General features: G+C 54.5%; 24 protein-coding genes and 1 riboswitch. Of the genes, 10 read left to right on the forward strand and 14 right to left on the reverse strand.

Annotation, left to right across the window (positions count from 1 at the left end; all coding sequences use genetic code 11):
• The first annotated feature begins 287 nt into the window (after positions 1-287).
• Positions 288-510: riboswitch (cobalamin riboswitch) on the forward strand.
• A 252-nt stretch (positions 511-762) separates the two neighbouring features.
• A complete protein-coding gene (locus ACTHPM_RS19245; RefSeq protein WP_440397161.1) occupies positions 763-3,096 on the forward strand; it encodes a ribonucleoside-diphosphate reductase subunit alpha in 2,334 nt (777 codons plus the stop codon).
• A gap of 475 nt (positions 3,097-3,571) precedes the next feature.
• On the forward strand, positions 3,572-4,603 hold the full coding sequence (locus ACTHPM_RS19250; protein ID WP_440397160.1) for a ribonucleotide-diphosphate reductase subunit beta: 1,032 nt from the start codon (positions 3,572-3,574) through the stop codon (positions 4,601-4,603).
• Positions 4,604-4,798: 195 nt separating this feature from the next.
• Here the strand turns inward: ACTHPM_RS19250 and ssuE are convergent, their stop codons facing one another.
• Entirely contained in the window at positions 4,799-5,428 is a 630-nt protein-coding gene (gene ssuE / locus ACTHPM_RS19255) for an NADPH-dependent FMN reductase (RefSeq protein WP_440397159.1), read from the reverse strand.
• Between the two features lie 408 nt (positions 5,429-5,836).
• Here ssuE and serS point away from each other — a divergent pair, with 408 nt between their 5' ends.
• Together serS and ACTHPM_RS19265 are read left to right on the forward strand one after the other, a co-directional pair.
• Positions 5,837-7,129 (forward strand): serine--tRNA ligase, encoded by a 1,293-nt coding sequence (serS, locus tag ACTHPM_RS19260; protein ID WP_440397158.1) that lies wholly within the window; start codon positions 5,837-5,839, stop codon positions 7,127-7,129.
• A 163-nt stretch (positions 7,130-7,292) separates the two neighbouring features.
• Positions 7,293-7,817, forward strand: coding sequence for a DUF1572 family protein (locus ACTHPM_RS19265; protein WP_440397157.1), 525 nt, complete (start codon positions 7,293-7,295; stop codon positions 7,815-7,817).
• A gap of 58 nt (positions 7,818-7,875) precedes the next feature.
• Here ACTHPM_RS19265 and ACTHPM_RS19270 read toward each other — a convergent pair whose 3' ends face one another.
• Positions 7,876-8,127, reverse strand: a complete 252-nt coding sequence (locus ACTHPM_RS19270) for a hypothetical protein (RefSeq protein WP_440397156.1) — start codon at positions 8,125-8,127, stop codon at positions 7,876-7,878.
• Positions 8,128-8,323: 196 nt separating this feature from the next.
• Here ACTHPM_RS19270 and ACTHPM_RS19275 point away from each other — a divergent pair, with 196 nt between their 5' ends.
• A complete protein-coding gene (locus ACTHPM_RS19275) occupies positions 8,324-8,797 on the forward strand; it encodes a hypothetical protein (RefSeq protein ID WP_440397155.1) in 474 nt (157 codons plus the stop codon).
• Between the two features lie 307 nt (positions 8,798-9,104).
• On the opposite strand, the gene ACTHPM_RS19280 is transcribed toward ACTHPM_RS19275, so the two are convergent.
• The 4 genes from ACTHPM_RS19280 to ACTHPM_RS19295 all read right to left on the reverse strand — a co-directional run bounded on the left by ACTHPM_RS19280 (position 9,105) and on the right by ACTHPM_RS19295 (position 12,793).
• Positions 9,105-10,100, reverse strand: a complete 996-nt coding sequence (locus tag ACTHPM_RS19280; RefSeq protein WP_440397154.1) for a Gfo/Idh/MocA family protein — start codon at positions 10,098-10,100, stop codon at positions 9,105-9,107.
• Positions 10,097-11,095: a Gfo/Idh/MocA family protein gene (locus tag ACTHPM_RS19285; RefSeq protein ID WP_440397153.1), complete on the reverse strand. Its 999-nt coding sequence runs from the start codon at positions 11,093-11,095 to the stop codon at positions 10,097-10,099. Before ACTHPM_RS19285 ends, ACTHPM_RS19280 begins: the two co-directional genes overlap by 4 nt.
• Positions 11,096-11,330: 235 nt before the next feature.
• A complete protein-coding gene (locus ACTHPM_RS19290) occupies positions 11,331-11,963 on the reverse strand; it encodes an NAD(P)-dependent oxidoreductase (protein WP_440397299.1) in 633 nt (210 codons plus the stop codon).
• Positions 11,964-12,100: 137 nt separating this feature from the next.
• Positions 12,101-12,793, reverse strand: a complete 693-nt coding sequence (locus ACTHPM_RS19295) for a DUF421 domain-containing protein (RefSeq protein ID WP_440397152.1) — start codon at positions 12,791-12,793, stop codon at positions 12,101-12,103.
• A 146-nt stretch (positions 12,794-12,939) separates the two neighbouring features.
• Between ACTHPM_RS19295 and ACTHPM_RS19300 the strand changes: the two genes are divergently transcribed.
• Together ACTHPM_RS19300 and ACTHPM_RS19305 are read left to right on the forward strand one after the other, a co-directional pair.
• Positions 12,940-13,593, forward strand: coding sequence for an MgtC/SapB family protein (locus ACTHPM_RS19300; RefSeq protein WP_440397151.1), 654 nt, complete (start codon positions 12,940-12,942; stop codon positions 13,591-13,593).
• Positions 13,594-13,672: 79 nt separating this feature from the next.
• Positions 13,673-14,551 carry a hypothetical protein gene (locus ACTHPM_RS19305; protein WP_440397150.1) on the forward strand — a complete coding sequence of 293 codons (879 nt, stop codon included), beginning with the start codon at positions 13,673-13,675 and terminating at the stop codon, positions 14,549-14,551.
• 186 nt (positions 14,552-14,737) lie between these two features.
• Here ACTHPM_RS19305 and ACTHPM_RS19310 read toward each other — a convergent pair whose 3' ends face one another.
• The 6 genes from ACTHPM_RS19310 to ACTHPM_RS19335 all read right to left on the reverse strand — a co-directional run bounded on the left by ACTHPM_RS19310 (position 14,738) and on the right by ACTHPM_RS19335 (position 19,990).
• Complete coding sequence (locus ACTHPM_RS19310; RefSeq protein ID WP_440397149.1) at positions 14,738-14,965, reverse strand: YezD family protein; 228 nt, start codon at positions 14,963-14,965, stop codon at positions 14,738-14,740.
• Between the two features lie 146 nt (positions 14,966-15,111).
• On the reverse strand, positions 15,112-15,972 hold the full coding sequence (gene cysW / locus ACTHPM_RS19315) for a sulfate ABC transporter permease subunit CysW (RefSeq protein ID WP_440397148.1): 861 nt from the start codon (positions 15,970-15,972) through the stop codon (positions 15,112-15,114).
• Position 15,973: 1 nt separating this feature from the next.
• A complete protein-coding gene (gene cysT, locus ACTHPM_RS19320; RefSeq protein ID WP_440397147.1) occupies positions 15,974-16,813 on the reverse strand; it encodes a sulfate ABC transporter permease subunit CysT in 840 nt (279 codons plus the stop codon).
• 31 nt (positions 16,814-16,844) lie between these two features.
• Positions 16,845-17,945 (reverse strand): sulfate ABC transporter substrate-binding protein, encoded by a 1,101-nt coding sequence (locus tag ACTHPM_RS19325; RefSeq protein ID WP_440397146.1) that lies wholly within the window; start codon positions 17,943-17,945, stop codon positions 16,845-16,847.
• Positions 17,946-18,267: 322 nt separating this feature from the next.
• Positions 18,268-19,323 carry a lactonase family protein gene (locus ACTHPM_RS19330; RefSeq protein ID WP_440397145.1) on the reverse strand — a complete coding sequence of 352 codons (1,056 nt, stop codon included), beginning with the start codon at positions 19,321-19,323 and terminating at the stop codon, positions 18,268-18,270.
• Between the two features lie 256 nt (positions 19,324-19,579).
• The gene (locus ACTHPM_RS19335; protein ID WP_440397144.1) at positions 19,580-19,990 is read right to left on the reverse strand and encodes a DUF4395 domain-containing protein; all 411 of its coding nucleotides are present in this window, start codon (positions 19,988-19,990) and stop codon (positions 19,580-19,582) included.
• 151 nt (positions 19,991-20,141) lie between these two features.
• Here ACTHPM_RS19335 and ACTHPM_RS19340 point away from each other — a divergent pair, with 151 nt between their 5' ends.
• Both ACTHPM_RS19340 and ACTHPM_RS19345 read left to right on the forward strand, forming a co-directional pair.
• Complete coding sequence (locus tag ACTHPM_RS19340) at positions 20,142-20,507, forward strand: cytochrome-c oxidase (protein ID WP_440397143.1); 366 nt, start codon at positions 20,142-20,144, stop codon at positions 20,505-20,507.
• A gap of 181 nt (positions 20,508-20,688) precedes the next feature.
• Positions 20,689-21,270: a TIGR00730 family Rossman fold protein gene (locus tag ACTHPM_RS19345; RefSeq protein ID WP_440397142.1), complete on the forward strand. Its 582-nt coding sequence runs from the start codon at positions 20,689-20,691 to the stop codon at positions 21,268-21,270.
• A gap of 105 nt (positions 21,271-21,375) precedes the next feature.
• Here the strand turns inward: ACTHPM_RS19345 and ACTHPM_RS19350 are convergent, their stop codons facing one another.
• On the reverse strand, positions 21,376-21,819 hold the full coding sequence (locus ACTHPM_RS19350) for an Rrf2 family transcriptional regulator (protein ID WP_440397141.1): 444 nt from the start codon (positions 21,817-21,819) through the stop codon (positions 21,376-21,378).
• 404 nt (positions 21,820-22,223) lie between these two features.
• Here ACTHPM_RS19350 and ACTHPM_RS19355 point away from each other — a divergent pair, with 404 nt between their 5' ends.
• A complete protein-coding gene (locus ACTHPM_RS19355) occupies positions 22,224-23,126 on the forward strand; it encodes a putative RNA methyltransferase (RefSeq protein ID WP_440421639.1) in 903 nt (300 codons plus the stop codon).
• A 148-nt stretch (positions 23,127-23,274) separates the two neighbouring features.
• On the opposite strand, the gene dhaK is transcribed toward ACTHPM_RS19355, so the two are convergent.
• Entirely contained in the window at positions 23,275-25,032 is a 1,758-nt protein-coding gene (dhaK, locus tag ACTHPM_RS19360) for a dihydroxyacetone kinase subunit DhaK (RefSeq protein WP_440397139.1), read from the reverse strand.

Genomic DNA, 25,032 nt, shown 5'->3' on the forward strand with positions numbered 1-25,032 from the left:
CCTCCTCTATATCTAGACATGCTATTTGTTCGTTCCGCCGTCTCCCCTTATTGTATCCAACTCCGGAAAAGATAGCAAAGAGCCGGCAGCCGCCCCCGCAAATTTTTTTTAATCGCGCCATATGTGCTTTTACGGCCCAAAAGGGGCATTTTCGGACATTTTCCGAGTCATTCCTTCAGCCTCTTAGTAGCAAATCCGGTACTTCTCTGATATAATTCATCTTGCTTGTCTTTTTCGAATTTTGTGTTTACAAACACAATATATTGGGTTAAATTAGGATACAACAACCAAATATAGTGGAAACAGGTGAACCGCGCTCGATCGGGCCTACGGTTCCTAACAGGGAAGCACGGTGCAATTCCGTCACGGTCCCGCCACTGTAACCGGACAGCCGGGAGAGCTTCTCTTCGGCAAAAATCGGCAGAAACCACTGTGGGCAAAGTCGCTTCGCGGGAAGGTGCCGACGGACGTTCCGGGAGTCAGGAGACCTGCCTGTTCCTATACACATCACCTACGAGGAATAGGGAACGTGTTGCCATGAACATATCTACATATGGGGTGTAGATACATTCTTCTGCGCCCATTTTTGGTGCCTATAAGAATAACATGCAGCATTTTCGCGATTCGTTAGGTAAGATCGCCGGAAATGCTTTTTGTATGGCCCTAACCCCTTTCCTCGCAAAAGACATTAGTTCATTTTATATCACACCGTTTATTTTACTCATTATTCCAATATTACCTATCTTGAAAGGGGAACTGTACATGCCTCAGCTCGTGACCAAACCGAACAATCGTCAGCTGGCTTTTGATGAAATCCGCCTCTCCGTCTATGCGGACCGCGTTCTGGAAGGATTGGAAATGCTGGATAAGGAGCGCCTGCTTCGCGGCGTAACCAGCAAACTGCGCCGGGAGGAAGTAACCGGAGACGAAATCAGCAGCGCATTTACGATGTCGGCGCTTGAGCTTGTAACGAAGGAGGAGCCGAACTGGAAGTTCGCTGCAGCCCGCTCCCTTTTGACTTCTTTATATAAAAAAGCAGCATACAACCGCCGCTACAAAGCCTACGCGAACGAGCCTTACGGTGCTTTGTATCCCCTCATTTCCGAGCTGGTGAACAAAGGCATCTACCGCGAAGAGCTTCTCGAATGCTACACCAAAGAACAGATTGATGAGCTTGGAAAATGCATTGATCACAGCCGTGACCTGCTGTTTGATTACATAGGCCTTCTCACCCTGTCCGACCGCTATCTTGCCCGCGATTTCGACGGGCGCGTCATGGAGCTGCCTCAGGAGCGCTACATGGTCATCGCCATGTACCTGATGCACACCGAGCCTGCCGAGAAACGCATGGAGCTTGTCAAAGAAGCTTACTGGGCAATGAGCAACATCTATATGACCGCAGCGACGCCAACGATGTCCAATGCAGGCAAAAAAGTCGCCGGACAGCTGTCCAGCTGCTTTATTGACACCGTGGACGACTCGCTGGAAGGCATTTTCGATTCCAACACCGACGTGGCGCGTCTGAGCAAAATGGGCGGCGGCATCGGCGTCTACCTTGGCAAGGTTCGTGCGCGCGGATCCGACATCCGCGGCCATAAGAATACCAGCTCCGGCGTCATCCCGTGGATTCGCCAGCTGAACAATACCGCCGTCAGCGTCGATCAGCTCGGTACGCGCAAAGGCGCGGTTGCCGTCTATCTGGACGTGTTCCACAAAGACATCCTGGCCTTCCTCGACCTGAAGCTGAACAACGGCGACGAGCGCATGAGAGCGCATGACGTCTTTCACGGCGTATGTATTCCAGACTTGTTCATGGAAGCCGTCGAGCAGCGCAGCGAATGGAATCTCTTCTGCCCGCATGAAGTGAAGAAAGTGATGGGCTGGAAGGATGAGAAGGGCAACCCGCTTGGCCTCGAGGACTTCTACGATATGACGGTTGGTCAAGGCGAATTCCGCGAAAAATACGCGGAGGCTGTTGCGCATCCGCTGCTGTCCCGTATCACGGTGCCTGCGATCGACATCATGAAGCGCGTGATGAAGTCGCAGCTGGAAACCGGTACGCCGTACATGTTCTACCGCGATACCGTCAACCGCGCCAACCCGAACAGAGCCCATGGCATGGTGTACTCCTCCAATCTCTGTACGGAAATTATGCAGAACCAATCCGCGACCGTGGTGGAAAAAGAAGAGCTTGTGACGAAAGACGGACAGACCCGCATCGTCATCTCCAAAGTTCCCGGCGATTTCGTCGTGTGCAACCTGAACTCGATTCACCTGGCCCGCGCCGTACCAGCTGACGTGCTGGAGCGTTTGATTCCGATCCAGGTGCGCATGCTGGACAACGTCATCGACATCAACAACATTGAAGTGCTGCAAGCGCAGTACACGAACAGCCAATACCGCGCGGTCGGTCTCGGCACCTTCGGTCTGCATCATCTGCTGGCACTTGAGGGCATCCGCTGGGAATCGGACGAGGCCGTTGCCTATAACGATAACTTGTACGAAAAGATCAACTACCTGACGATCCGTTCCAGCCTGGAGCTGGCCAAGGAAAAAGGCCACTATCCGAAGTTCAAAGGCTCCGACTGGGAGAATGGCGCTTACTTCGACAGCCGCGGCTACACAAGCGGCGAGCGCGAAGGCAAATTCGTGACAACAGAACAGTGGACGGCGCTTCAGAAGGAAGTGCAGGAGAATGGCGTCCGCAACGCATGGCTGTTCGCCATCGCGCCTAACGGCTCCACTTCGATTATCGCCGGCTCTACCGCCAGCATTGATCCGCTCTACGACCTGCTTTCTTACGAAGAGAAAACGACTTACAAAATTGCCAATCCGGCTCCAGACCTGTCTGAAAAGACAATCTGGTACTATAAAACAGCCTTTATGATCGATCAGAACTGGTCTATCAAAATGGCCGCGGCCCGCCAGCGCCACGTTGACCAAGGCCAAAGCTTCAACCTGTACGTCCGCCCGGATATCCGCGCGACCGACTTCCTCGAGCTGCATTTGCATGCCTGGAGAGCCGGCATCAAATCGACGTATTACGTGCGCAGCCGCGCGCTGACGATTGAAGAGTGTGAATCCTGCGCTTCGTAAAGTTTATGAAAAAGGCCTTTTTCCCAACCCTCCCAAACCCTCCCTTCTAAGCTTATGCTTCCGAAGTAGCTTCCCTTTGGGAAGCTTTTAGGAGGGCCCCGAGGGCTCCTGCCCTCTGGACACCCGAAATTTTGGCGTGAAAAGGAGATGTTGTGCGTAGATGTTACTGCGTGCTAGGAGCGCTTTCGTCCTCGGCTCGTTTGCGCTGCAACTCGCTTTAGGACACGCTGGAATTCTACTGCTTAAGGGCAATACTTTAACTGCGCCAGGGCATTCCCTGTTTTGCTTTGCAAAATGCGGTCAGCCCCCGGCTGGTTTTTTTGATAGGAATAAAATATTAGAAGATAGAGCCACAAACAGATTGCAATAGAAATCAGCAGTTTTAGTCGGCAACACCCTAACACGATCACTGCATCACCCAGATGTTGATATAGATGCTTTTCTAACAATTACAAATCTTAAGGAGTGACGGACGGTGCAATTACAGAAAATTTTTAATACCGAAGCGCCCAACCAATCCACGCGCATTATCGAAGGCGAATGCTCGGGTATCCTCAACTGGAACGATATCCGCATGCCTCATATGTATAAATTGTACAAAGTGCTTTTGCTCAACCACTGGATCGCGGACGAAATTCCGATGTCCAAAGACGCGCAGCAGTTTCCGCTTCTGGATGCGGAAGAGCAGCGCACCTTCAAGATCAATATCTCACTGCTTGCGGTGCTCGACTCCATGCAGACCATGTTCGTCGGCGATGTGAAGAGATATTTTACGGATTCCTCGCTGGAAGCCATCTCGGCCATCATCGGACAACAAGAGGTTGTCCATAACCAGTCCTACTCCTATGTGCTTTCTTCGATCGTGTCGGAGCAGGAACAAAAGGAAATTTTCGAATACTGGAAGCATGATCCGGTCCTTCTCGACCGCAATCGCTTCATCTCCGAGATCTATCAGGAGTTCCGTGACGAGCAGTCGCCGCAAACCTTCTTCCGCGCGCTCGTGGCCGATCTCATCCTTGAAGGTATTTTCTTCTACAGCACCTTTGCCTTCTTCTACAATCTCGCCCGTGACCAGAAGATGATGGCGACCAGCCAGATGATCTCGTACATTCAGCGCGACGAGAACCAGCACTGCTACTTCTTCGGCGAAGTGTTCAAGCAGCTGCTCAAGGACTTCCCTGAGCTGAATACGCCGGAAAACATGGACTACGTCTACCGCACCATCGACCGCGCGGTGGAGCTCGAAACAAACTGGGCTCATTACACGCTGAGCAACAACCGCGGCATCGACCTGAACGAGCTGTCCGATTACATCAAATACATTGCGAACAAGCGCCTGAAGCTGATGGGCATGGACAAAGCGTACGAAGGCGTGGACTCCAACTGCATGCCTTGGATCCGTCCGTTCTCCGACGAAGCTTTGAACGCGACCAAAACGGACTTCTTCGAAGCCAAGTCCCGCAACTACGGCAAAGTCGGCGACGACAACGGGTTTGACGATCTGTAAGAAATTGCGAAGCTTTGACATGATATACATTTATATATTCAGCAAGAGCCTGTGGATCTCAGACCCGCGGGCTCTTTTATTTATGTTCTTCGTTTGCGCATGGAGGGGCCTCGCAGGATCTGACTGGATGGACTGAATGCTACCCTCCCTCATAGCTGCCCCGAACCGGTTACTGGCTATGGAGGCGAATCGCCTCTACTGTATTTGAACGCCCAGGCTGCCGATCACGGCCGAACAGATTTCCGGGCTATCTGCTCCTTGTCCGGCTGTGCCCCTCATCCCGCTGCGGCGTCCGAGCTCCACGGCAAGCTCCTCGAGTGCGTTATCAAGCCTTTCTGCAAGTTCTGGCTCAAGCCGTATATCTCCGGATGGAAGCTTCGTTACCTGCGAATCCACGGCATACACGCCCCCGAGGATGTGTCTTGCGCCAAGCGCCGATAGAACCGGCTTCAGTGCGTAGTCCATGGCCAGCAAATGGGCCGGGCTGCCGCCGATCAACAGCGGAAGAATGATTTTTCCGGCCAAGATTTTCTGCGGCAGCGTATCGAGAAAGGTTTTGAGAAGCCCCGTGTAGGAAGCCTGATAGACCGGACTGCCGATCATCACGACGTCCGAAATTTCCACCATCCGGTTGGCCTCGGCGATTTCTGGCGCATCCCGTCTCGCCCGGATCAGATCCTCGGCAGGCAGCATGACCACATCGATTCGCTGAACCTCATGTCCCCGCGCAGTCAGGTAGCCCTCTGCGTAGCGAAGGACTCTCGTAAGCCGGGACGCCGCCATCGGACTCCCGTTCACCGTGATGATTTGTGCCAGCTTGAACAACCCCTTTGGATAGGCTTGCCGAAAGTAGCGACAACGCCCGTAGTCTCCTCTGCTCCCACTACTATAAGCATCCGGCAGGGAAAGTGTTCTTGTCAGGTTAGAGGATGATTGCAGAAAAATGCATATTGCGCCTTAAACCGGTTTACGCTATACTTAGCCGAAAGAATTGAACACGTACCATTATGCCTTTGACCAGCATCCAACTGTGAGGCGTTTTCGACCAGAGCCGGGACTCCCGCTGCTCTCTAAGTTGACCGGCTTTCCGTCCGTTACCGCGGAACCAAGAGGATCGGCTCCTGCCTGCAAGGCAGTCCGGTCAAGTTGGGTGGCACCGCGAGCAGAGCGCTCCTCGTCCCAAAGGATGAGGGCGCTTTTTGTATTTTTACGGACAAAGGAGCTTGATTAACCATGTTAACGATGCAATTTATCCGCGACCATGCGGAACAGGTACAGCAAACGGCGGTAAACAAACATATCCCCTTTCAGGTGGAGGAGCTGCTGGATTGGGATGCGAAGCGGCGAGAGCTGCTACTGCAAGCGGAAGGCATGCGGGCGGAGCGCAACAAGCTGAGCAAGGACATCGCTCCGCTGATGAAGGAAGGCCGCGAGGAAGCGGCCCGGCCGATCATGGAGCGGGTCAAGGAGCTGAACGAAGGACTCGGTGGTTTGGAAGCCGAGCTGCAGGAAGCCGAGCGCCGCGTATCGGAAATGCTGCTGCTCGCTCCCAATATTGTGTCGGAGGATACGCCCGTCGGCAAGGACGACGGCGACAATGTGGAGGTCCGCAGGGTCGGCGCGGTGCCGGCGTTTGATTACGAACTGCGCGATCACGTGACCCTCGGCGAGCTGCATGACATGATCGACATCCCCCGCGGCGTCAAGACCGCCGGCACGCGCAACTATTATCTCAAGGGAGCCGGCCTCTACCTTCACCTGGCGGTGCAGCGGCTCGCGCTGGATTATCTCGCCGCGCATGGATTTACGCCGATGGATGTGCCGGTGATGGTTCGGCCTGAAGCCTTGAACCGGACGGGCTTCTTCCCTACCGGTCAGGACCAGACGTTCGAGCTGGCTGACGAGGGCAAGTGGCTGGTCGGCACGTCGGAGGTATCGCTCGTTTCGTACTACAGCGACGAATTCGTCGATGTGACAGAGCCGATCCGTCTGGCCGGGATGTCGGCCTGTTACCGCCGTGAAATCGGCTCGGCGGGCCGGGACGTCCGCGGATTGTACCGCGTCCACCAATTCGCCAAGGTCGAGCAGGTCGTCCTGTGCAAGAACGACCCGGCTGTGTCGGAGGCGGTTCTGCAGGAAATCACCGGCCATGCCGAGGCCATCCTGCAGCTGCTCGAGCTCCCCTACCGGGTTATGGCCGTGTGCACCGGCGACATGTCGCAGAAAACACACAAGCAGTATGACATCGAGACTTGGATGCCCAGCCGGGAGGCGTACGGCGAGACGCATTCGTCGTCGAACCTGCTGGACTTCCAGGCAAGGCGTTCGAATATCCGGTACCGGGACGAAGACGGAAATGCGCAGTACTGCCATACATTGAACAATACGGCCGTTGCTTCGCCGCGCATCCTCATTCCGCTGCTGGAGAATCATCAACAGGCGGATGGCAGCATATATATCCCTCAAGCGCTGCGCCCTTATATGGGCGGCAAAGAGCGGCTGATCCCCATGCAGCATCTGAAATAAAGCCGGATCAGGCATAATGGAAAGATGGATGGATCAATCCTGAATGCAGCGGCTTACACCGGAACTTTCTCCCTTCTGCGGTTGCAGAAGGGAATTCCGCAGGAATATACTGGTTGTACAATCGATTCAGCGCACCATGATCAATCCTACGGAGGTGATTGGATTGGACAATCCAACAAACGTACAAGATGTGGGGACGCTCTACCTGCAAATCGCAACCGCTAAGTTCAAGGAGCTCAAGCAATCGGCCGAAAAGGCCATGGCCCAAATTCAAGACGATATCAAACTGAATTGGGCTCCGAACGAGGAATCCAACAGCATTGCCGTCATCGTCAAGCATATGAGCGGCAACATGATTTCCCGCTGGACGGATTTCCTCACAACGGACGGGGAGAAGCCGGACCGTGACCGGGATGACGAGTTTGAGGGCACAATCGAGTCCAGAGAAGAACTGCTCGCGATTTGGAATCGCGGCTGGGACGTCTTCCTGCAGACGCTGTCAGAGCTCAAAGGCGAGGATATGCTGCGCACGGTCTACATCCGGCAGCAGCCGCACTCCGTCCTCGAGACCCTTGAACGCCAGATGTCGCACTATTCCAGTCATGTCGGCCAAATGATTTATGCAGCGAAATGGATTCAGGGCGATGACTGGCAGTCGCTGACCATTCCGCGGCGCAAGAAAGCTTAGCATTCTCTTGCAATTTCGCACGGCGAATCACAACACAAAAGCAGCCTCCCGGTCCGGTTCATGGCGGGGAGGCTGCCTTTTGTTCAGCTTGCAATGTTTGATTCATGTTCTGGATGCGTCTCTTCTCTGCCCTTTTCCGTGCGGTGGACTCCTGATGCTGATTCATCAGCACCACGCCCAGCATTGCTGTCACCAGGCAAACTCCGGCGATATAGACCAGCTCGAAGGCTCCCCCCGAGAACAGCAGCACCAGAAACAGCATCAGAAAAGTGCCGCAAAATATACCGACGCCTGCCATGATTTTCTCCATACGCTTCTCGCCTCCTCTCTAACAATAGCTCGATTGACGTCAGCAGGTTGTGGTTCCCACAGTATGAAAATCGTCTCCTTCCACATATTGTATATTCTTCTTTAAACATACGCATTCCTCTCCCATTCGTGTCACCTTTTTCATGGACGGAGACTATGCTGTAACAAGGGATTATAATGGGCAAGGAGCGAACTGAATGATGAAACCGGAGTATTCCTTTATCCATGCCCGGCTGAAGTCGGGCAAATATACGATGAACAAGCTGGCCTCGGCCGGACTTACCCTGCTGATGCTGATGCTGCTGTCGCGGGTGCTGCCGATGCCCGAAACGCCTTGGGGAGCACAGAGCGGCGAGCTGTTCATTACGCCTGAGGTATGGGTTTACAGCTATGCCATGCTGGTATCCATCGCCTCAGACGCCATACTGGCCATTCTTCCGCCTCTGAGCCGCATGAAACAGGCTTCCCTGTATGCGGCGGCCGCTTACACGGCTTTTTACTGCCTGTTCATCCGCACACCGGAATTCGATGGATATCCGGAACTGGCGGCGGTCGCAGGCGTCTGCACCCTCTTGGTCTTCTTCACCGGCAAGCGCATCTTCTCAGGCGATTCCTTGTTTACGCCTTTATTTGCGCTCGTCGTTCCGCTGATCTGTTTATTTTGTCTGTAAGAATCACATGATTGACGATCCTTTCAAAGCAGACAGACCGCGCTTAGAGGATGTTCTTGCGAGGTAAGGTGTTTAGCCCCAGATGCTTTAAGGTTCTTATCTCTAAAATCATCGGCACGGTCCCGTCATCCGGTGCTTTGCAGCGCCTCGATCAGGGCCTCGGCACTCCGCATTGACTGTGGCAGCAAATTTCGTACTTCGAATTGTCTTCCAGCAACAAAAAGCCGCCCCTCGGGTCACATGGACCTTAAGGGGCAGCCGCCACCAATAGCCTTTTCAAATGAAGCTGATTGGCCAGCCCGCCATCCTAATCCAGCCGCTTCAGCTGAACCGGCTTGCCTGTGCGGGCTGACTCGTACGCGGCAAGACCTACACGGGCGGACCGGTAACCATCCTCACCCGTCACGGGCACCGGCTGGCCCTGGATAATACGATCCACAAAGCTGTTCACCAGCTCGGTATCCATATCGTCCCCCCAGTAGCTCCATTCGGCTTTCCGGGCTGCATCGCTGTACAAATCGTTCTTTTGTGCTAATGCATCAATGAAAAGTGACCCTTTGGTGCCGATAACCTCCAAAGTTACATCGCCCCACGTCGGGAAACTGCTCGAACGGGACCAGCTCGGATCCAGCACGGCAAATACGCCGTTCGCAAACTTCACATGCACCATGCCTGCATCATCAATATCCGTTTCATGAAACAAGGTCTCGGCATGGGCATATACCTCCACAACAACACTGCCGGTAAACCAATGCATCAAGTCCATGACATGGACCGTATGATCAAGAACCGCGCCCCCGCCGGAATGCTCCTTCTCAATGAACCATCCGCCCGGCATCGTACCGCGATTCGTTCCCTTCATGGCAACAATCTCACCGATTTGGCCTTCATCAATCGCTTGTTTGGCTTGGCGAACCGCCGTCAGATAACGGCATGGGAAGGCGGTCATCAGCTGAACCCCTTGAGCCCTGCACATCTGAATCATACCGAGCATTTCCTCTTCAGACAAACCCAGAGGCTTTTCACATAGGACGTGCTTTCCTGCTTCGGCTGCTTTAAGGGTTAGCTCCGCATGACGGGCGTTCTCCGAACAGATCACAACCGCATCCACATCCTGGGCCAGCAGCTCGTTATAGTCTGCGTAATAGGGAATCCCCTTCCCCGTAGTAAACGGGGCAACCCGCTCGGCATCCTCATCGGCGATACCGACCACTTCCACGTCGCTTCTCCCCAGCATCGCGTGCAGATAGCTGGCCGCATGCATATGAGCAAAGCTGATAAAGCCTACTTTCATCTTGTTCATGACGTTATCCCTCCCAGGTGGACGGGCTGTCCTGTCTTCGCCGAAAGTTCGCAAGCGAGAGCGATTTCCACGGCTCGTCTGGCATCGGCAGCACTAACGATAGGTTCACTGCCCTCACGAATGCATTCGATGAAATGCTGTACTTCGAAATAATAAGGATCATGGAGCACCGGGCTGGACGGCACCTGAACGGCTTGCTCCGGTACGCTTCCGCCGGATGCAATCTTCAGATCCAGTGATTGAACTTGATTGCTGTCGAAGCGGATGATCCCTCCATCACCGGATATTTCAAACTGGGTCGTAAACGGCCCTGCATATCCCCAGAAACCGGTCAGGCTCGCTATCGCCCCACTGCCGAATTTCATCGTCACCTGAGCGTACTCCATCCCCTTCAAGGAAGGACTTGTAACCGAAGCATACACAGACTCCACCTCACCAAACAACCAGCATGCAAAATCGATGTCATGAATAATCAGATCCATAATGATTCCGCCGCTCTTGGCCCGGTCATGGTACCAGGAATCCACGCCTTGCGGATAGGAACCGCTGCGCTTGAAATGCGCCATTTTGGCTTCGCCAATTTTACCGGCCCTCACTTGTTCAAGCGCATTCCTGTAGTTCGGGAAGAAGCGGACGACATGGCCGATGAACAACCGGACGCCATGCTGGCTGCATGCCGCTTCCATTTCTTTGGCGTCTTCAACCGTCAGTGCTGCAGGCTTCTCGCAAATCACATGCAGCCCGCGCTGCGCAAGCTGCAGTACGAATGTTCTATGCAAGTAGGTCGGCAAGCATACAGCCACGGTTTCCGGCCGCTCTTTCTCCAGCATCTCCTCCCAATTCGTATACGGAGCCGCACCGCTGAGCGCCGCAGCTTGTTCGGCACGCTCCTGAATCAGGTCGGCAACGCCAGATACTTGAACTCCCGGCATGTTCCCCAGGTTATGCGCATAAGTCATGCCCATGGTTCCGCATCCGATGATTGCGATGTTCATGATGATCCCTCCATTCTCTTCCTATATGATGTGGTTTGATCCGTGATTGCCAGCTTGCCAGCAAACATGATTCGTTCTTCTTCACAAGCGTTGGCACCCTAAATATTCTCTTCCGCGTCCGGGATAACCTGCCGCTCTCGAATGTTCATCCTTTTCTATTTCTTAAAAAATAGCCCCTCTCGGCGAATGAACACCAAGAGGGGCTATTTTCGTGGATACTGCTCACATTCTAGTTTTAGTAGGCGGCCGTAAACCGGGATGCCACGAAATACGGATCCTCCATCTCATCAATCAGCGCCGCAGCCAAGTCACCTGTCGTGATCCGGCTTGTTCCGAGCTCATCGGTGATCAGGCGGTCGATGCCGATCCGAAAATTTCCGCTGCGGCGCCCGTCTTCCAGCACGGCTGCAGGACTCAGATAAGACCATTCCAGATCCGACTGGCTGTAAATTTCATAGGCATCCGCATGCGCCTTAGCCAGCGGGTACACTTCCGCCGGGAAAGATGGCGTGTCCATCAGCCGCACGCCTTCGTCCGTCATCAGGCTGCCTGCGCCGCCAATCACGAGCAGACGCTTGGCACCGGACCGGCGCACGCCTTCCACCAGAGAACGGGCGGCTTCCACCAGTTCAGCTTCGGAGCCGAACTTCGGCCCGTAAGCGCTGATGACCGCCTCGCGTCCTTTCGTATGTTCTTCTACCGAAGCCGGGTCCATAATGTCGCCCTGCACCACATGCAGGCGCTCATGCTTCTCCGTTAACCGGGAAACGTCCCGGACCACGGCCGTCACTTCATGCTCGCGGCTGAGCGCTTCCTTCAGGATGGCTTGACCAACCATGCCTGTAGCGCCGAAAATCGTTATTTTCATAGGGTGAATTGTTTCTGTCATAAATTAAAACTCCTCTTGGTTGTTTTCTTTCCTTGATCCTGCAGATTCATAGATGCCCTTCTTCTATATTACCCTCAAATACCCATCCCTGCCCGGAAATCATCCATTTTCATTCATTAGCCGGAACGATTCTGCTTGTGCTCCATGATATATAAGCCCCGTCCTTCCTGCCATTCCACGTAAGCAAGCTCTTCCAGATCCGCGTACCCGCTGCCGCGCAGCTGCTTCATCAGCCATGCCCGGTCTTTGCCGAGAGCCTTCAGCCCGTCATCGTTGATCCGACCCTTCTCGAGCAGATTGTAGGTCATGCCGGGCTCCTCCTCCGAAATGCTCAGATCCGACTTTTGCACCGCCTCGTAGTCGGAATGTTTCATGACGCTGAGCGATCCATTCGTTTCAAAAATCGCATAGGATACCTCCCGTACGGAAAAGATATCCTTCTGGCGCAGCATCATCAGCAGCTGTTCAAAATCCAGGCGGTTTTTCTTCATTTCCTTGATGTCCACTTCCCCGTTCCGAATGAGGATCGAAGGCGACCCTTCGAGAGGTCCGCGGCTTTTCCTTGCATATTGGGTTACTTTTTCAAATACATAAGATAAAATAAACCATATAGCCAGCGAGAACAAAAGCTGGCCTAAATGGACGTCTTCCTGATATACGGTATTACCCACCAACTCGCTAAGCATGAGCGAAGATACGAAATCAAAGGGAGTCAGCTGGGAAATTTCCTTTTTGCCCAGAACCCGCGTCATAATCCACAGCCCGAGAAATCCGGCGACCAGCTTGACGGCAATCATTCCCAAGTCCATTACATAGCCTCCCCGCAGTCCTTTTGGTATCTATATAACCACCGCAGATACGGGTTGAAAAAATCCGCCTTCGATTCACGGGAGAAAATGGGGTAATAAATCAGGAACTCTTACGTTATCGTTTGGTAAAAGGAGCTGATGAATGCATGATTGGAGAATACATCATCCGTTTGGCAGTAGCCGGGCTACTCGGTGCCGTCATCGGGCTGGAACGCGAGCTGAGGGCCAAAGAAGCCGGGCTCCGGACCCACTTTCTCGTCGCCGTCGGCAGTGCGCTGATTATGCTCGTTTCGCAATATGGATTTGCCCAGGTACTGGGCCATGACCATATCGCCCTCGATCCGAGCCGCATCGCGGCCCAGGCCGTCAGCGGCATTGGATTTCTCGGAGCCGGCATGATCATCATTGAACGCAAAATGGTACGCGGCCTCACGACGGCCGCAGGCGTATGGGCCACCTCGGGCATCGGCCTGACCATCGGCTCGGGCATGTATGCCGCCGGAATCAGCGCGACGATTCTTGTCATGATCGGCCTTGAGCTGCTAAGCATGATCTTTAAAGCCGGGCGGTCGCTGAACATCTCCTTCGAGCTGGAATCCAAGGATTCCGTGGAGCCGATTCTGGAGTCGCTTGCCGATAGGAAGATTTCCATCTCGTCTTACGAAATGGAGCAGGACCCCGAGCGCCTGGGCATGTATCATCTCAAGATTGAAGGCAAAGCGAGACATAACGGTACGCTGCAGGAGCTGCTCAAGGACTTGGACAGCCTGCCGCATATTTTGTCCGCCAAGCTGGAATAAATCAGGCATCGGGAAATATTGAAATCCGGACGCCGTTGTGCAATAGTGAGAACAATAGCGTTAAGGGGGGAACTCGGCGTTGTACCTTGCTGCTTGGATTAATATAAACGATATTTCGGATACGCAGTCCAGAATCATCGTCACCGGACTCGCGGTCATCCTTTTCCTATGGCTGTACATCCGTACCGCCCGATCCTTTAAACATGCGGCCGTCTCCCGGCTCGAACGGCTGCATCAAACACTGGAGCTGTACTCCCGGGCAGCCGGAATGCTGGCCGGCGATACGGCGGCTGACATGCCCGCAGAGGCTGAACAAGAGCCGGATTCTCTGATCCTGATCCTGCAGCAGTGCAAGGCGGCCCCCCTGATTACGGCCGAGCTGCTGGAGAGCATCGATCACTTCGTCATCGAACGGGATGCTTCGCGGCTAACGCAGCTGCAGAGAACGCTGGACCGGGAGATCCGCCGGCGCATCGGCGAGCAGTCGTCCATTATAAGGTCGCTGGACAACCCCGGCTGGGGCATCGGCTTCTGGAGGCTGATCCGCCCTGCCATTCCTTTCGCGGCCTTGATGCTCATTCTGTATTGGTGCCTGCAGCTGTACCAGGCCTTCCACGAGCGGAGCATTCCGGCTGCTTCCTGGACAAGCGCAGAGCTGTGGATGCGATTTCTCTCCTGTCTGACGGCCGTCATCGCCTTCTATCTCGTCGTCATGACGCCCCGGAGAGATTCCATCCGGACGGCATATCGCGTTCTTGCGCTTTTGATTGCCACGGCTGCGCTTGCCCATTTCGCCGGAATCATGGCTTCACCTTACATATTAGCTGTTCAGCTTGTCCTTTTTCTCGGAGGCTTCGCCTTGGGTCCGAAGCGCTCCCGGCGTGACCGCCCGTACGCGGGCTCCGAGGATATACCGGAAGATTCGATTACAGAGAACAGTGCCCGGCCCAAAAAATAACCCGTTGAAGACCGCCCCCGGCAGGGCGGTTTCAACGGGTTTCGTTTGTGTGCACCAACAAACGGACCCGGAGGGAGAAAGATAACGGCTGGACCATCTCCTGGTAACTGGCAAACGTCCCGGAGACTGCTGTCGGCATACTGCATGGGATGGCTGGTACGAATTATGCCGCTTTGGACGGCTCCCTTAAGCCTGGCGGTGATCCCGGGCCGCCTTTTTCAAATCCTGCCGGGTCCTTGCCGTGATTCCCGCCTTGGCTGCTTTCGCATTTTCAAAACGCTTCCGCTCGGTCCGTTCCATCTGCACGATCTGACCTTCATGCACGACGATATGCAGAGAGCCGAATTCCATGTCATTCAACTGGCCCGCGATCCGCTCAAGCCATAACTGGTCTACCTGAAGCCCTTTTGCCACGGCGCATCCTCCTTAGCCCTCAGAACTTTTTTGGCGTTTCCTGCTATTCCCTTCGATCCTTCACAACGGACTATTATTCATCCTTTTCCAACCCATTTACTATGATTAATGTTTACAGTTACATTATCATGCCGCCAAAAAGGCTGTCAATGCGCATTTTTCCGGCCGTAGAAACTTTTGATGAACAGCGTAACCAGCGCGAGCAGCAAGAGTAGGGACGCCACCGCGAAGGAAGCAGAAAATTGGTATTCGTTATATAAAATTTCCACATGCAGCGGCAAGGTGTTGGTCTCGCCCCGGATATGTCCGGAAACGACCGACACGGCGCCGAATTCGCCCATCGCCCTCGCGTTGCACAGAATGATGCCGTATATCAGGCCCCAGCGGATGTTCGGCAGCGTCACCTTCGTAAAAACCGTCCAGCCCTTGGCCCCCAGCGTCATGGCTGCTTCCTCTTCCTGCTGTTCTTGGTCCTCCATCAGCGGGATCAGCTCCCTCGCCACAAAGGGGAATGTTACGAAGAGAGTAGCCAGCACCACGCCGGGGATCGCATAGATGATCTTGACGTCGTGGTCCGCCAGCCAAGGGCCAAACCAGCCGTTCGCGCCGAACACGAGCACGAAGATCAGCCCGCCGATGACCGGCGAGACCGCAAAGGGCAGATCAATCAGCGTAATCAGGATCCCCTTGCCCTTAAACTTGAACTTCGTGATCGCCCAGGCTGCAGCGACGCCGAAGATCGTGTTGAGCGGCACGGTAATCAGTGCCACCAGCAGCGTCAGCTTCAGCGCCGACAAGGCATCCGGGTCGGATAAAGCACTGATGTAGACATCCCAGCCCTTCTTGAGCGCCTGCGTCAGAACGACGGCCAGCGGGAGCACGATTAACCAGAGGAGCACAAGACCGGCACCGGCGATCAGCACCCATTTCACCCAGGATGCTTCCGTGGTCGCCTGCGAGGTTCGTACCGGACGTGCAGCCGTCCCTCCAGGAATGTGACCGGCCATGTTACACCGCCTCCTTTTTCCGGCTGGACCAGCGCTGCAGCGTATTGATCACGAGCAGCATCAGGAACGAGATCAGCAGCAGCAGCACGGCTACCGCGGCCGCGCCGGCATAGTCGTACTGTTCCAGCTTGGACATGATGAGCAGTGGAGCGATTTCCGTCTTCATCGGCATATTACCCGAGATGAACACAACGGAGCCGTACTCCCCGATGCCGCGGGCAAAAGCCAGCGCAAAGCCCGTGAGCAGCGGCGGCACCAGCCCCGGCAGGATGATGGAGCGGAAGGTCCGAAGCCTCCCCGCGCCAAGCGTCGCGGACGCCTCTTCGGCGTCACGCTCCGCGTCCTGGAGCACCGGCTGCAGGGTGCGCACCACGAACGGCAGGCCGATGAACATCAGCGCCAGCGTAATCCCCAGCTGCGAGAAGGCAGCCTTGATGCCGAGCGGCTCAAGCCAGGAACCGATCCAGCCGTTCGGAGCGTACAGGGCTGTCAGGGATACCCCCGCCACCGCTGTCGGCAGCGCGAACGGCAGGTCGATCAGCGCATCGCACAGCCTTCTACCCGGGAACTCATACCTGACGAGCACCCAAGCCAGCAAAAGACCCAGCACCGCATCCGCGAGTGCGGCGGCGGCTGACGTCGTAAAGCTGATCCGATACGAGGCCAGGACGCGCGGGTCCGTCGCCACCTGCCAGAACTTCGCCCAGTCGAGTCCCGTGGAATTAATCAGCAGCGCGGACAGCGGCAGCAAAACGACAAGGCTCAGATACGCAACGCTGTATCCCAATGTAAGACCAAAGCCGGGAAGTACCCGGCTCCGCCCCGTTCTTATTCGGCTCATTCGCTATCATCTCCCCATGGCTTCCCCGCCTTTATTTGCCTGGCGTGTAAATCTGGTCGAATACCCCGCCATCCTGAAAATGCTTGGCCTGGGTCTCCTCCCACGTTCCGAATACATCTTTCAATGTGAAGAGCTCCAGCGATTTGAAGGTGTCCTTGTACAGGTCAATGACAGGAGCGAGCGTCGGACGGTAAAAGTTATCCGCGGCTATTTTCTGTCCTTCTTCGGAGTAGAGGTATCTCAGATAAGCTTCCGCAACTTCGCGCGTGCCCTTTTTATCCGCGACTTTATCGACGACGGCGACCGGAGGTTCGGCCAAAATGCTGATGGAAGGATACACGATATCGAATTTATCCGGCCCGAGTTCCTTCACGGACAGCAGCGCCTCATTCTCCCAAGCGAGCAGCACGTCGCCGATCCCGCGTTCCACGAAGGTCGTCGTCGCTCCGCGCGCTCCCGTATCGAGGACAGGCACATGCTTGAAGAGCTCCTGAACGAATGCCTTGGCTTTCTCCTCGTCGTTATTGTTCTTCTTCAGCGCGTATCCCCAAGCGGCAAGATAGTTCCAGCGCGCCCCGCCCGACGTCTTCGGATTCGGCGTGATGACCTCAACACCATCCTTGGTCAAATCGTTCCAGTCCTTGATCTGCTTCGGGTTGCCCTTGCGCACCAGAAAGACGATTGTCGAGTTGTATGGCGTGCTGTTCTGCTCGAATTTGTTTTGCCAGCCTTCGTTGATCAGCCCTTTTTTCTGGATGGCATCGATGTCGTAGCCCAGGGCAAGCGTCACGACATCGGCTTCCAGCCCGTCGATGACCGACCGGCTTTGCGCGCCGGAGCCGCCGTGCGACTGCTTGATCGTGACCTTTTGCCCTTTTTCCTTTTCCCAGTAAGCCGCAAAGGCTTTGTTATAGTTCTCGTACAGTTCCCGCGTCGGGTCATAGGATACGTTCAGCAGGTTGATTTCTTTGGCGCTGCTGCTTGCTCCGGTCCCCTGTGTCTTCCCTTCTGCCGATGCACCGGCGTCATCCTTGGAACCGCAGGCGGCCAGCGCCGCCGTCAGCAGCAATACAAGACCGATGACCGCTCCCCGTTTGGCCGTTCTGACTCCCTTGCCCTTTGTCTTTGTCATTGTCCCCACTCCCATGTTCTCAAATTGGTTTGTTCCCGCTCTTAGGCAAGCTCCTACGGAGCAATGCAAAAAAACGGAGAAACGCCTGATCCAAGGCAGCTGCGGTCCGTTATCCGGCGCAGTCCATTCCTTTGGTTCGGCAGTTCCTCCGTTTGTACGGCGAGAACGATCATGATTTTATAACCATTATTCCTACCTGTTTAGTATGTTATATTCGTATTGTAATCATCGCCTTCTCCCCCGTCAATCCTTTTTTTGGGAAGCTCAACAAAAAAAGCAGCCTGCTGCATCATGCAGCAGGCTGCTCTTTCGTTCTAGGCTTCTAATGCTTGCACGGGACTACCGGGAAAATGCATACAGGCTTAGGTACCTCCAGCACATAACCTGTCGGCGTCAGCCTTCCGCTTCCCTTATCGATCTTGAAGGAGACGATCGTGCTACTGTTCTGATTGGCCGCCAGCACGTATCCCCCTTTGAACACAGCGAAGTTCCGCGGCGTCTTGCCGTTCGTGGACACCCACTCCACCGCAGTCAGCAGGCCTGTCTCCGAATCGACGTGGTAGAGGCCGATGCTGTCGTCACTGCGGTTGGAAGCGTAAAGGTATCGTCCGCAGGGCGTGATATGGATATCCGCGCTTGCACTTCCAGGTTGGGCGCCTTCCGGCAGAGCCGAGAGCGTCTGCAGTAATTTCAAATCGCCCGTCTGCGTGTCGAGTGCGTATACGTTCACCGTATCATCCAGTTCGTTGATGCCGTACGCCCACTTGCCGGACGGATGAAAGTCCATGTGGCGCGGGCCAGCGCCCGGAGCCGTCTTCACGTTATGATGCGATACGAGCTTTCCGTCCTCCAGCCGGTAGAAGACGACTTCATCCAGCCCGAGGTCGCACACAAGCACGAACTTTCCTTCCGGATCCTGAAATACGGAGTGCGGATGAGCCGCTTCCTGACGTTCCTGGTTGATGCTGCTGCCGCTGTGCAGGATGACGCTCGTCGGCTCAAGCTCACCGCCTGCCTCGATTCGATAGGCGTTCACATGCCCGCTCGTATAATTGGCCGTCAGAACATGTGCTCCGTCTTGGGTCACCGAAACGTAGCAGGGCGCCGCGCCTTGGGTCGGTTTGCGGTCGAGCAGATGCAGCTCCCCGGTCTCTTTGTCCACCGCATAAGCGAAAACTTCGCCTTCATCGGTTTCGCTCACCGCGTACAAGCGGTCCCTGTCCGCATTCATCGTCAAAAAAGACGAGTTCGCGATGCCGTCCGTGGCGTTCACGATTTCCATTTGTCCGCTATGTAGGTCAAGGGAACACAGGAAAATCCCCTTTTCATCCGCTCCGGTATAGGTACCTGCATAAAACAAGCTTTTGTTGTCACTCATGCTCATTCACTCCTTCTTCAACATTTAAGGTTCATTTTCATGTGAAATGGATCTGTTATTCCTACAATAAAGGTTTACATGCCTTCCAGCAACGTTAACTTGTCATTGAAAGAATGCCAAACCGGAAAGGTCTCACTTCCTATTACCCACAGGGGCTCCTTTTCCTACAACCCCATCAGGTTATCTCCGTCCATGCAAAAAGGCACCATCCCGCGCGGTGAGCGCAAAGACGGTGCCAACATGTTCATGTATAGACTTAATGCCGCAGCTTTCTTCTGGCTTTGAACTGCTTGTATTGAAAATATACCGTGCAGCCGATGCAGTACCCGCAAAGGGCGGCAAAAGCGGCAGCAAACAGCATAGCTGCGAATGCATAGCCGAGTACCGGCAGCCCCGCCAGGAAACCGAGCAGGGATAAGGTCAGGAATAGGACGGCCAGCGTGTTATTAAAGCGCTGCAGCTCCTGCGCCTGCGTCTGTGCACCTTGTACTTTTAAAAAGGGCTTTGCCAGCAGCACGAACAGGTTTTTGCCCGTCAGAAGGCCGATGACCTGGATCAGCCATAATGCGAGCAAAAGATAGGGCTGGTTAAACACAGCGGTTAAGATGACCAACAAAACGATTCCGGTCTGATTTGCTTTCACGTACGGTTCGGGAATTTCTTTCATGACGGAGCACCCCTCTCTTGAAATCAACTATATTATATTATTCCGATGAGATCAATATGAATTATACCCGAAAATTTAGCTGCCCAAGCCGTCATACTCCTCCCATGCCTGCAATATGGTTAACTGAAGCCATTTGAAGGAGGAGTTTGATGTGGGAATCAAGCTGATGAAAATCGCCTCGGTGTACCTGGTCATCGGTATCTTGTTCGGTATGTTCATGTCCATCACCCACAAATTTGGCTATGCTTCGGTGCATGCACATATCAATCTGCTCGGCTGGGCATCGCTAGCTCTCGCGGGAATTATCTATTACCTTTTTCCGAGCGCCAGCGAAAGCGTGCTTGCCAAAATCCATTTCTGGCTGCATAACCTCGGCCTGCCCGTCATGATGATCGGCCTCATCCTGCTCGTGAATGAGGTCGCCGGCGTGGAACCCGTCATTGCCACCGGCGGCGTGCTGGTCACGCTTGGCATTATCGCGTTCATGTTCAATATGCTGAAGAACGTGAGGAGATAAAACCGCCGTTCCAGAGCGCAAATTCAAGCCCTGCTTATACCAGGGCTTTTTGGGCTTCGTTTATTTTATATAAATAAGAAAAAATGATGTTCCCCGGTTAACCTTCCTCCTTCCCGTCTAGGATATAATGGAGTAGCGTATAGGAAGGTATAGAGATATAATTTGCGAGGAGGAATATAGAGTGAAATCGGTAGCTGTATTTTGCGGATCTAGCAAAGGGGCATCCCCCGTGTACGTGGAAGGCGCCAAACTATTGGGTCAAGAGCTGGCCCGTCGCGGCATAACTCTGGTGTACGGTGGATCCAGCGTTGGCGTCATGGGCGCCGTGGCGGATGCCGCGCTGGCAGCGGGTGGACAAGTGATCGGCGTCATGCCCGGATTCCTGGACAAAAGGGAAATTTCCCACAAAAATTTGACGGAGCTGATGATCGTCGAGTCGATGCATGAGCGCAAGGCCAAAATGGCCGAGCTGGCAGAAGGCTTCATGACCCTTCCCGGCGGACCCGGCACAATGGAGGAATTCTTCGAAGTGTTCACTTGGGCTCAGCTGGGGCTTCACAGAAAGCCGCTGGGATTCCTGAACATCAACCAATATTACGACCCGCTGATTGCCTTCTTTCAGCATATGGAGCGGGAGAAATTCATGCATGAAAAGTATCTCAACATGTCTCTTGTCGATGCAGACCCCGGCCGCCTGCTGGATCAATTCGAAACCTACGAGCCCCCGGCCGTAAAAACCTTCTTGAGACCGGAACAAACCTGAATTCAAATTATGCAAAAAACAGACTCGGCAAACGCGAATGCTTTGCGAGTCTGTTTTCATATTGAAAAAAGCAGCCCCTTATACCGGAAGCTGCTTCACGTCGTGCTATTCAATTGAAACCGCTCCGCCGCTTTCAGCTTCCGCGATTTGACGTTTGACGTCCTTCATCGTAATCCCGTCAAGATAACGTTCAAGAGCCGATTCCCCGCCGCTGTATATTTGATCCATGATTCCTTGAATGTTGGACGCTACCTCGCAAGGCAGCTCTTCGCCCCCGGAACACCAGCCCGGCTTCAGGGAACCCTGGGCGAGCAGACGATACAAGTCGCCAAGCGTCGCGTTCTCTGTATCCGGATTCAGCAAATACCCGCCGCCAACCCCTTCTTTGGTCGCCACATATCCATGTTTGCGCAGCAGGCCAAGCACTTTCCGGATACGGGCAGGATGCGTGCAGACGCTTTTCGCAATCTCCTCGCTGTTAGCCATATGATCCTCTTTTAAGCTAAGAAGGGTTAAACAATGGACGGCAATGTTGAACTCACTATTCATCTTCGCTCCTCCTTATACTGTAATTATATGGTTAACAGTTGGTAATGTCAACCTGAATGAGGCTTGACCCGGGCCTGCCTTAGCCGTGAAATCTCCGCTGGTCCATACGCTTTTTATTTTGTGACACCCTCTAGGAATAGATTAACCTTATCTCCCGTGATTTTATCCTGAAACAGGTTTGCGTTACAATACAATAGGGGGAGCCTCCACCAACTTTTCTTCAAGGAGATGAAACACCGGTCATGATTATCAAATTCATTCGCTTGCGTTAATGGAAGGTGCAGATCGAGTCGGCCCGGCTGCTTTTTTACAAGCTAAACTCCCGGGTTTATTTCGCTGCGCCTTTTCATTGGTCTACAAACGAATGAATGAGGTGTTTTACATTGTCCAAAAAAGAAAATGCAATGGCACGGGCACGCTTGTTTGCTCGCAATGAGCAAATTTTCCGCTGTCCCGTCTGCTCTCTGCCGATGAGATTGGGAGCACAATGGAGCCTGGCATGCGCAGCAGGCCATAGCTTCGACCTTTCCAAGGATGGTTATGTTCACCTGCTGCCGAACGCGAAAGCCTCCAAATACGACAAAGAGCTGTTCAGGTCGCGACGGCTGATCAACGGCAGCGGGTATTTCGCGCCCTTATTGGATAAGCTGGCGGACGGCATGAAGGAAAGCATTGTGGAGCCTTCATCCGCGCAGCCGCTGTCCATTCTCGACGCCGGCTGCGGGGAAGGATCGCATCTGCTTTACCTGCTTCGTAAGCTGGAGCCGGCCTCGCAGCAGGATATCCTGGCAGCGGGTATGGATGCATCCAAGCCCGGCATCGCGCTTGCGGCCAAAGGAAACGCTCCGGTGATCTGGTGCGTGGCGGATCTGGTCCGCAGCCCGTTTCGGGATCGGACTTTTCATATGGTTTGCAATATTTTATCGCCATCCAATTACGATGAATTCCGGCGACTTCTTGCTCCGGGCGGCAGGCTCGTGAAAGTCATTCCGGGACCCGATTATTTGAAAGAATTCCGGCAGGCTCTGTTCGGACGACCTGGGCCTGAACGGGAGGAGACGTCCGGTGAAACGGCAGCCTTGTTTGCCAGGCATTTTCCGGGGATGACGCAGCAGCGCGTCCGGTACGAGGTCCGGCTGGACGGACAGCATCTGGAAGCGATGCTGAGAATGACGCCCCTGTCCTGGCATGCGCCGGAGGAAAACATGCGGCGGCTGCTGACACAGTCAGCCTTTGCAGTGACGTTTGACTTCATCATTCTATGGAGTGAACCTTTAAGAGGAAGTTCAAAAAGTCCGCTTAGATAAGAAAACCAATCGAAGCCAATCAAAGATGAGCGACCGTGAGTTTTCTACGAAAACGTGAGGCTCCGCTCCTCAATTAATAAATAGGCGCACAAGAAACAAGCCGACATGTTCGTTTCATGAACATGTCGGCTTGTTTGCGTTGCAACTTCTAGCGGAGCGCCTGCGCGAGTCCGGTGAATATGACGCCAAGGGCATACGCTCCGGCATCCGGATAGCCGATGCTCCGTTCCCCGACCGTTCCGGCCCGGCCCATCCGGGCCACGATCGATTCGGTCATGCGCGCGCCTTCCACGGCGGCTTCCGCTGCTTGAACGCCTGCCTGCTTCAGCTCCAGGCCGTCACGGGCTGCTGCTGCCCATGCGTCGGCATAAGGCACCAGGGCATCGATCAGCGTCTTGTCCCCGACGACGGCTCCCCGTCCGAAGGAGCGTTCGCCCGTATCCTGAATGCCTTTGACGACAGCGCTCATCATGTCCGCGATCTCTTGCACGGACAGTTCCTTCCGGGTTCCGGCGTACTTGCCTGCTGCGCGGAATGCCGAGCCCCAAATCGGGCCGGAAGCCCCGCCGCAGTGCTCCATAATCACGAGCGAGCAGGCGTCCAGAAATGCACCCAAATCACTCGCCTGGGCCGTGATTTCGTTCCATTCCGCCTTGAGCTGCTTGAAGCCCTTGGCTACGCTCATGCCAAAATCACCGTCGCCCGCGTGCGAGTCCAGCTCGCAGAACGGAATTTCGTTCGCAATGATGATATCGCTCATGCAATCGATCAGATACATCATATTATTCAGCGACAGCCTTCCGTCCTGAAGAACGGCCGCCTCTTCATCCATCACAGCATGCGCGGAGGCAGTGACTTCTCCTGCCTTCTCCGCAACCGCCTCGGTATAACTCACCGGCTCAAACGGACCGCGAACGACCAGCGCAGGCGTATCGCAATCCGCACTGAGCAGCTGTTTCAGCTGTTCATCGAGCTTCATGATGGACAGCGAGGCTCCCGCCATGTCGATGCTCGTCATGAAGTTACCGACGAAGACTTTCACGACGCGGATCTTCCGGGCGCTGAGCTCCCTCATGACGGAGTTGTTCAGCAGATACAACTCCTGCAGCGGCGTTCCCCCGAACCCGTTGACCAAGACGGCGACTTCCTGCGGAGCATCTCCTGCGATCTGGAGGCTTTCCAGCAGCTCGCCCGTCATGCGGTGCGCCAGCTCGTCCGCCGAGATCCGCTTCTCGCGCCGGATGCCCGGCTCGCCATGGATGCCTACGCCATATTCCATTTCCTCCTCCCCGATGGAGAAGGTTGGCGTGCCTTTGGCAGGCACCGTACAGGAGGTGAACGCAAAGCCGATGCTTTTGACGTTGTCGATGGCGTTCTGGGCCGCAGCCTTCACCTGTTCCAGGGACATGCCCGCTTCCGCGGCAGCACCTGCGATTTTGTGAACGAGCACCGTTCCCGCCACGCCTCTTCTGCCGACGGTGTACAGGCTGTCTTCGACGGCAATATCATCGTCCACCTTCACGTAATCGACCTGAATGTCATCCTCCGCGGCCAGATGGGCCGCGTTTTTGAAATTCATGATATCGCCGCTGTAGTTTTTAATGATGAGCAGGGTTCCCTTTTCGCTCGCCGACGAACGGATTGCTTGATACACCTGAATCTGGGACGGGGAAGCGAACACGTCGCCGCAGACGGCAACGTCCAGCATTCCTTTTCCCACGAAGCCCGCATGGGCAGGTTCATGACCGCTGCCCCCGCCGCTGATCAGCGTGACCTTTTGCGTCTGAAGATTTCTCTTCATGATGATTTTATGCTTGCTATCAAATTCCAGCTCCGGATGGGCCATGACGAAGCCATTGCACATCTCCCTGACGAGATTCTCCGGTTGGTTCATGATCTTTTTCAT

It is taken from the genome of Paenibacillus sp. SAFN-054, from assembly GCF_051966755.1.
GTDB lineage: Bacteria > Bacillota > Bacilli > Paenibacillales > Paenibacillaceae > Paenibacillus_AQ.

Bases quoted from the DNA above. Each gene is read 5' to 3' on its own strand.
- ACTHPM_RS19245 (WP_440397161.1), top strand. From the start codon at position 763: ATGCCTCAGCTCGTGACCAAACCGAACAATCGTCAGCTGGCTTTTGAT.
- ACTHPM_RS19330 (WP_440397145.1), bottom strand. From the start codon at position 19,323: ATGAGTGACAACAAAAGCTTGTTTTATGCAGGTACCTATACCGGAGCG.
- dhaK (WP_440397139.1), bottom strand. From the start codon at position 25,032: ATGAAAAAGATCATGAACCAACCGGAGAATCTCGTCAGGGAGATGTGC.
- ACTHPM_RS19335 (WP_440397144.1), bottom strand. From the start codon at position 19,990: ATGAAAGAAATTCCCGAACCGTACGTGAAAGCAAATCAGACCGGAATC.
- cysW (WP_440397148.1), bottom strand. From the start codon at position 15,972: ATGGCCGGTCACATTCCTGGAGGGACGGCTGCACGTCCGGTACGAACC.
- ACTHPM_RS19350 (WP_440397141.1), bottom strand. From the start codon at position 21,819: ATGAATAGTGAGTTCAACATTGCCGTCCATTGTTTAACCCTTCTTAGC.
- ACTHPM_RS19325 (WP_440397146.1), bottom strand. From the start codon at position 17,945: ATGACAAAGACAAAGGGCAAGGGAGTCAGAACGGCCAAACGGGGAGCG.
- ACTHPM_RS19270 (WP_440397156.1), bottom strand. From the start codon at position 8,127: ATGGAGAAAATCATGGCAGGCGTCGGTATATTTTGCGGCACTTTTCTG.
- cysT (WP_440397147.1), bottom strand. From the start codon at position 16,813: ATGAGCCGAATAAGAACGGGGCGGAGCCGGGTACTTCCCGGCTTTGGT.
- ACTHPM_RS19280 (WP_440397154.1), bottom strand. From the start codon at position 10,100: ATGAACAAGATGAAAGTAGGCTTTATCAGCTTTGCTCATATGCATGCG.
- ACTHPM_RS19275 (WP_440397155.1), top strand. From the start codon at position 8,324: ATGATGAAACCGGAGTATTCCTTTATCCATGCCCGGCTGAAGTCGGGC.
- ACTHPM_RS19355 (WP_440421639.1), top strand. From the start codon at position 22,224: ATGGCACGGGCACGCTTGTTTGCTCGCAATGAGCAAATTTTCCGCTGT.
- ACTHPM_RS19290 (WP_440397299.1), bottom strand. From the start codon at position 11,963: ATGAAAATAACGATTTTCGGCGCTACAGGCATGGTTGGTCAAGCCATC.
- serS (WP_440397158.1), top strand. From the start codon at position 5,837: ATGTTAACGATGCAATTTATCCGCGACCATGCGGAACAGGTACAGCAA.
- ACTHPM_RS19300 (WP_440397151.1), top strand. From the start codon at position 12,940: ATGATTGGAGAATACATCATCCGTTTGGCAGTAGCCGGGCTACTCGGT.
- ACTHPM_RS19285 (WP_440397153.1), bottom strand. From the start codon at position 11,095: ATGAACATCGCAATCATCGGATGCGGAACCATGGGCATGACTTATGCG.
- ACTHPM_RS19295 (WP_440397152.1), bottom strand. From the start codon at position 12,793: ATGGACTTGGGAATGATTGCCGTCAAGCTGGTCGCCGGATTTCTCGGG.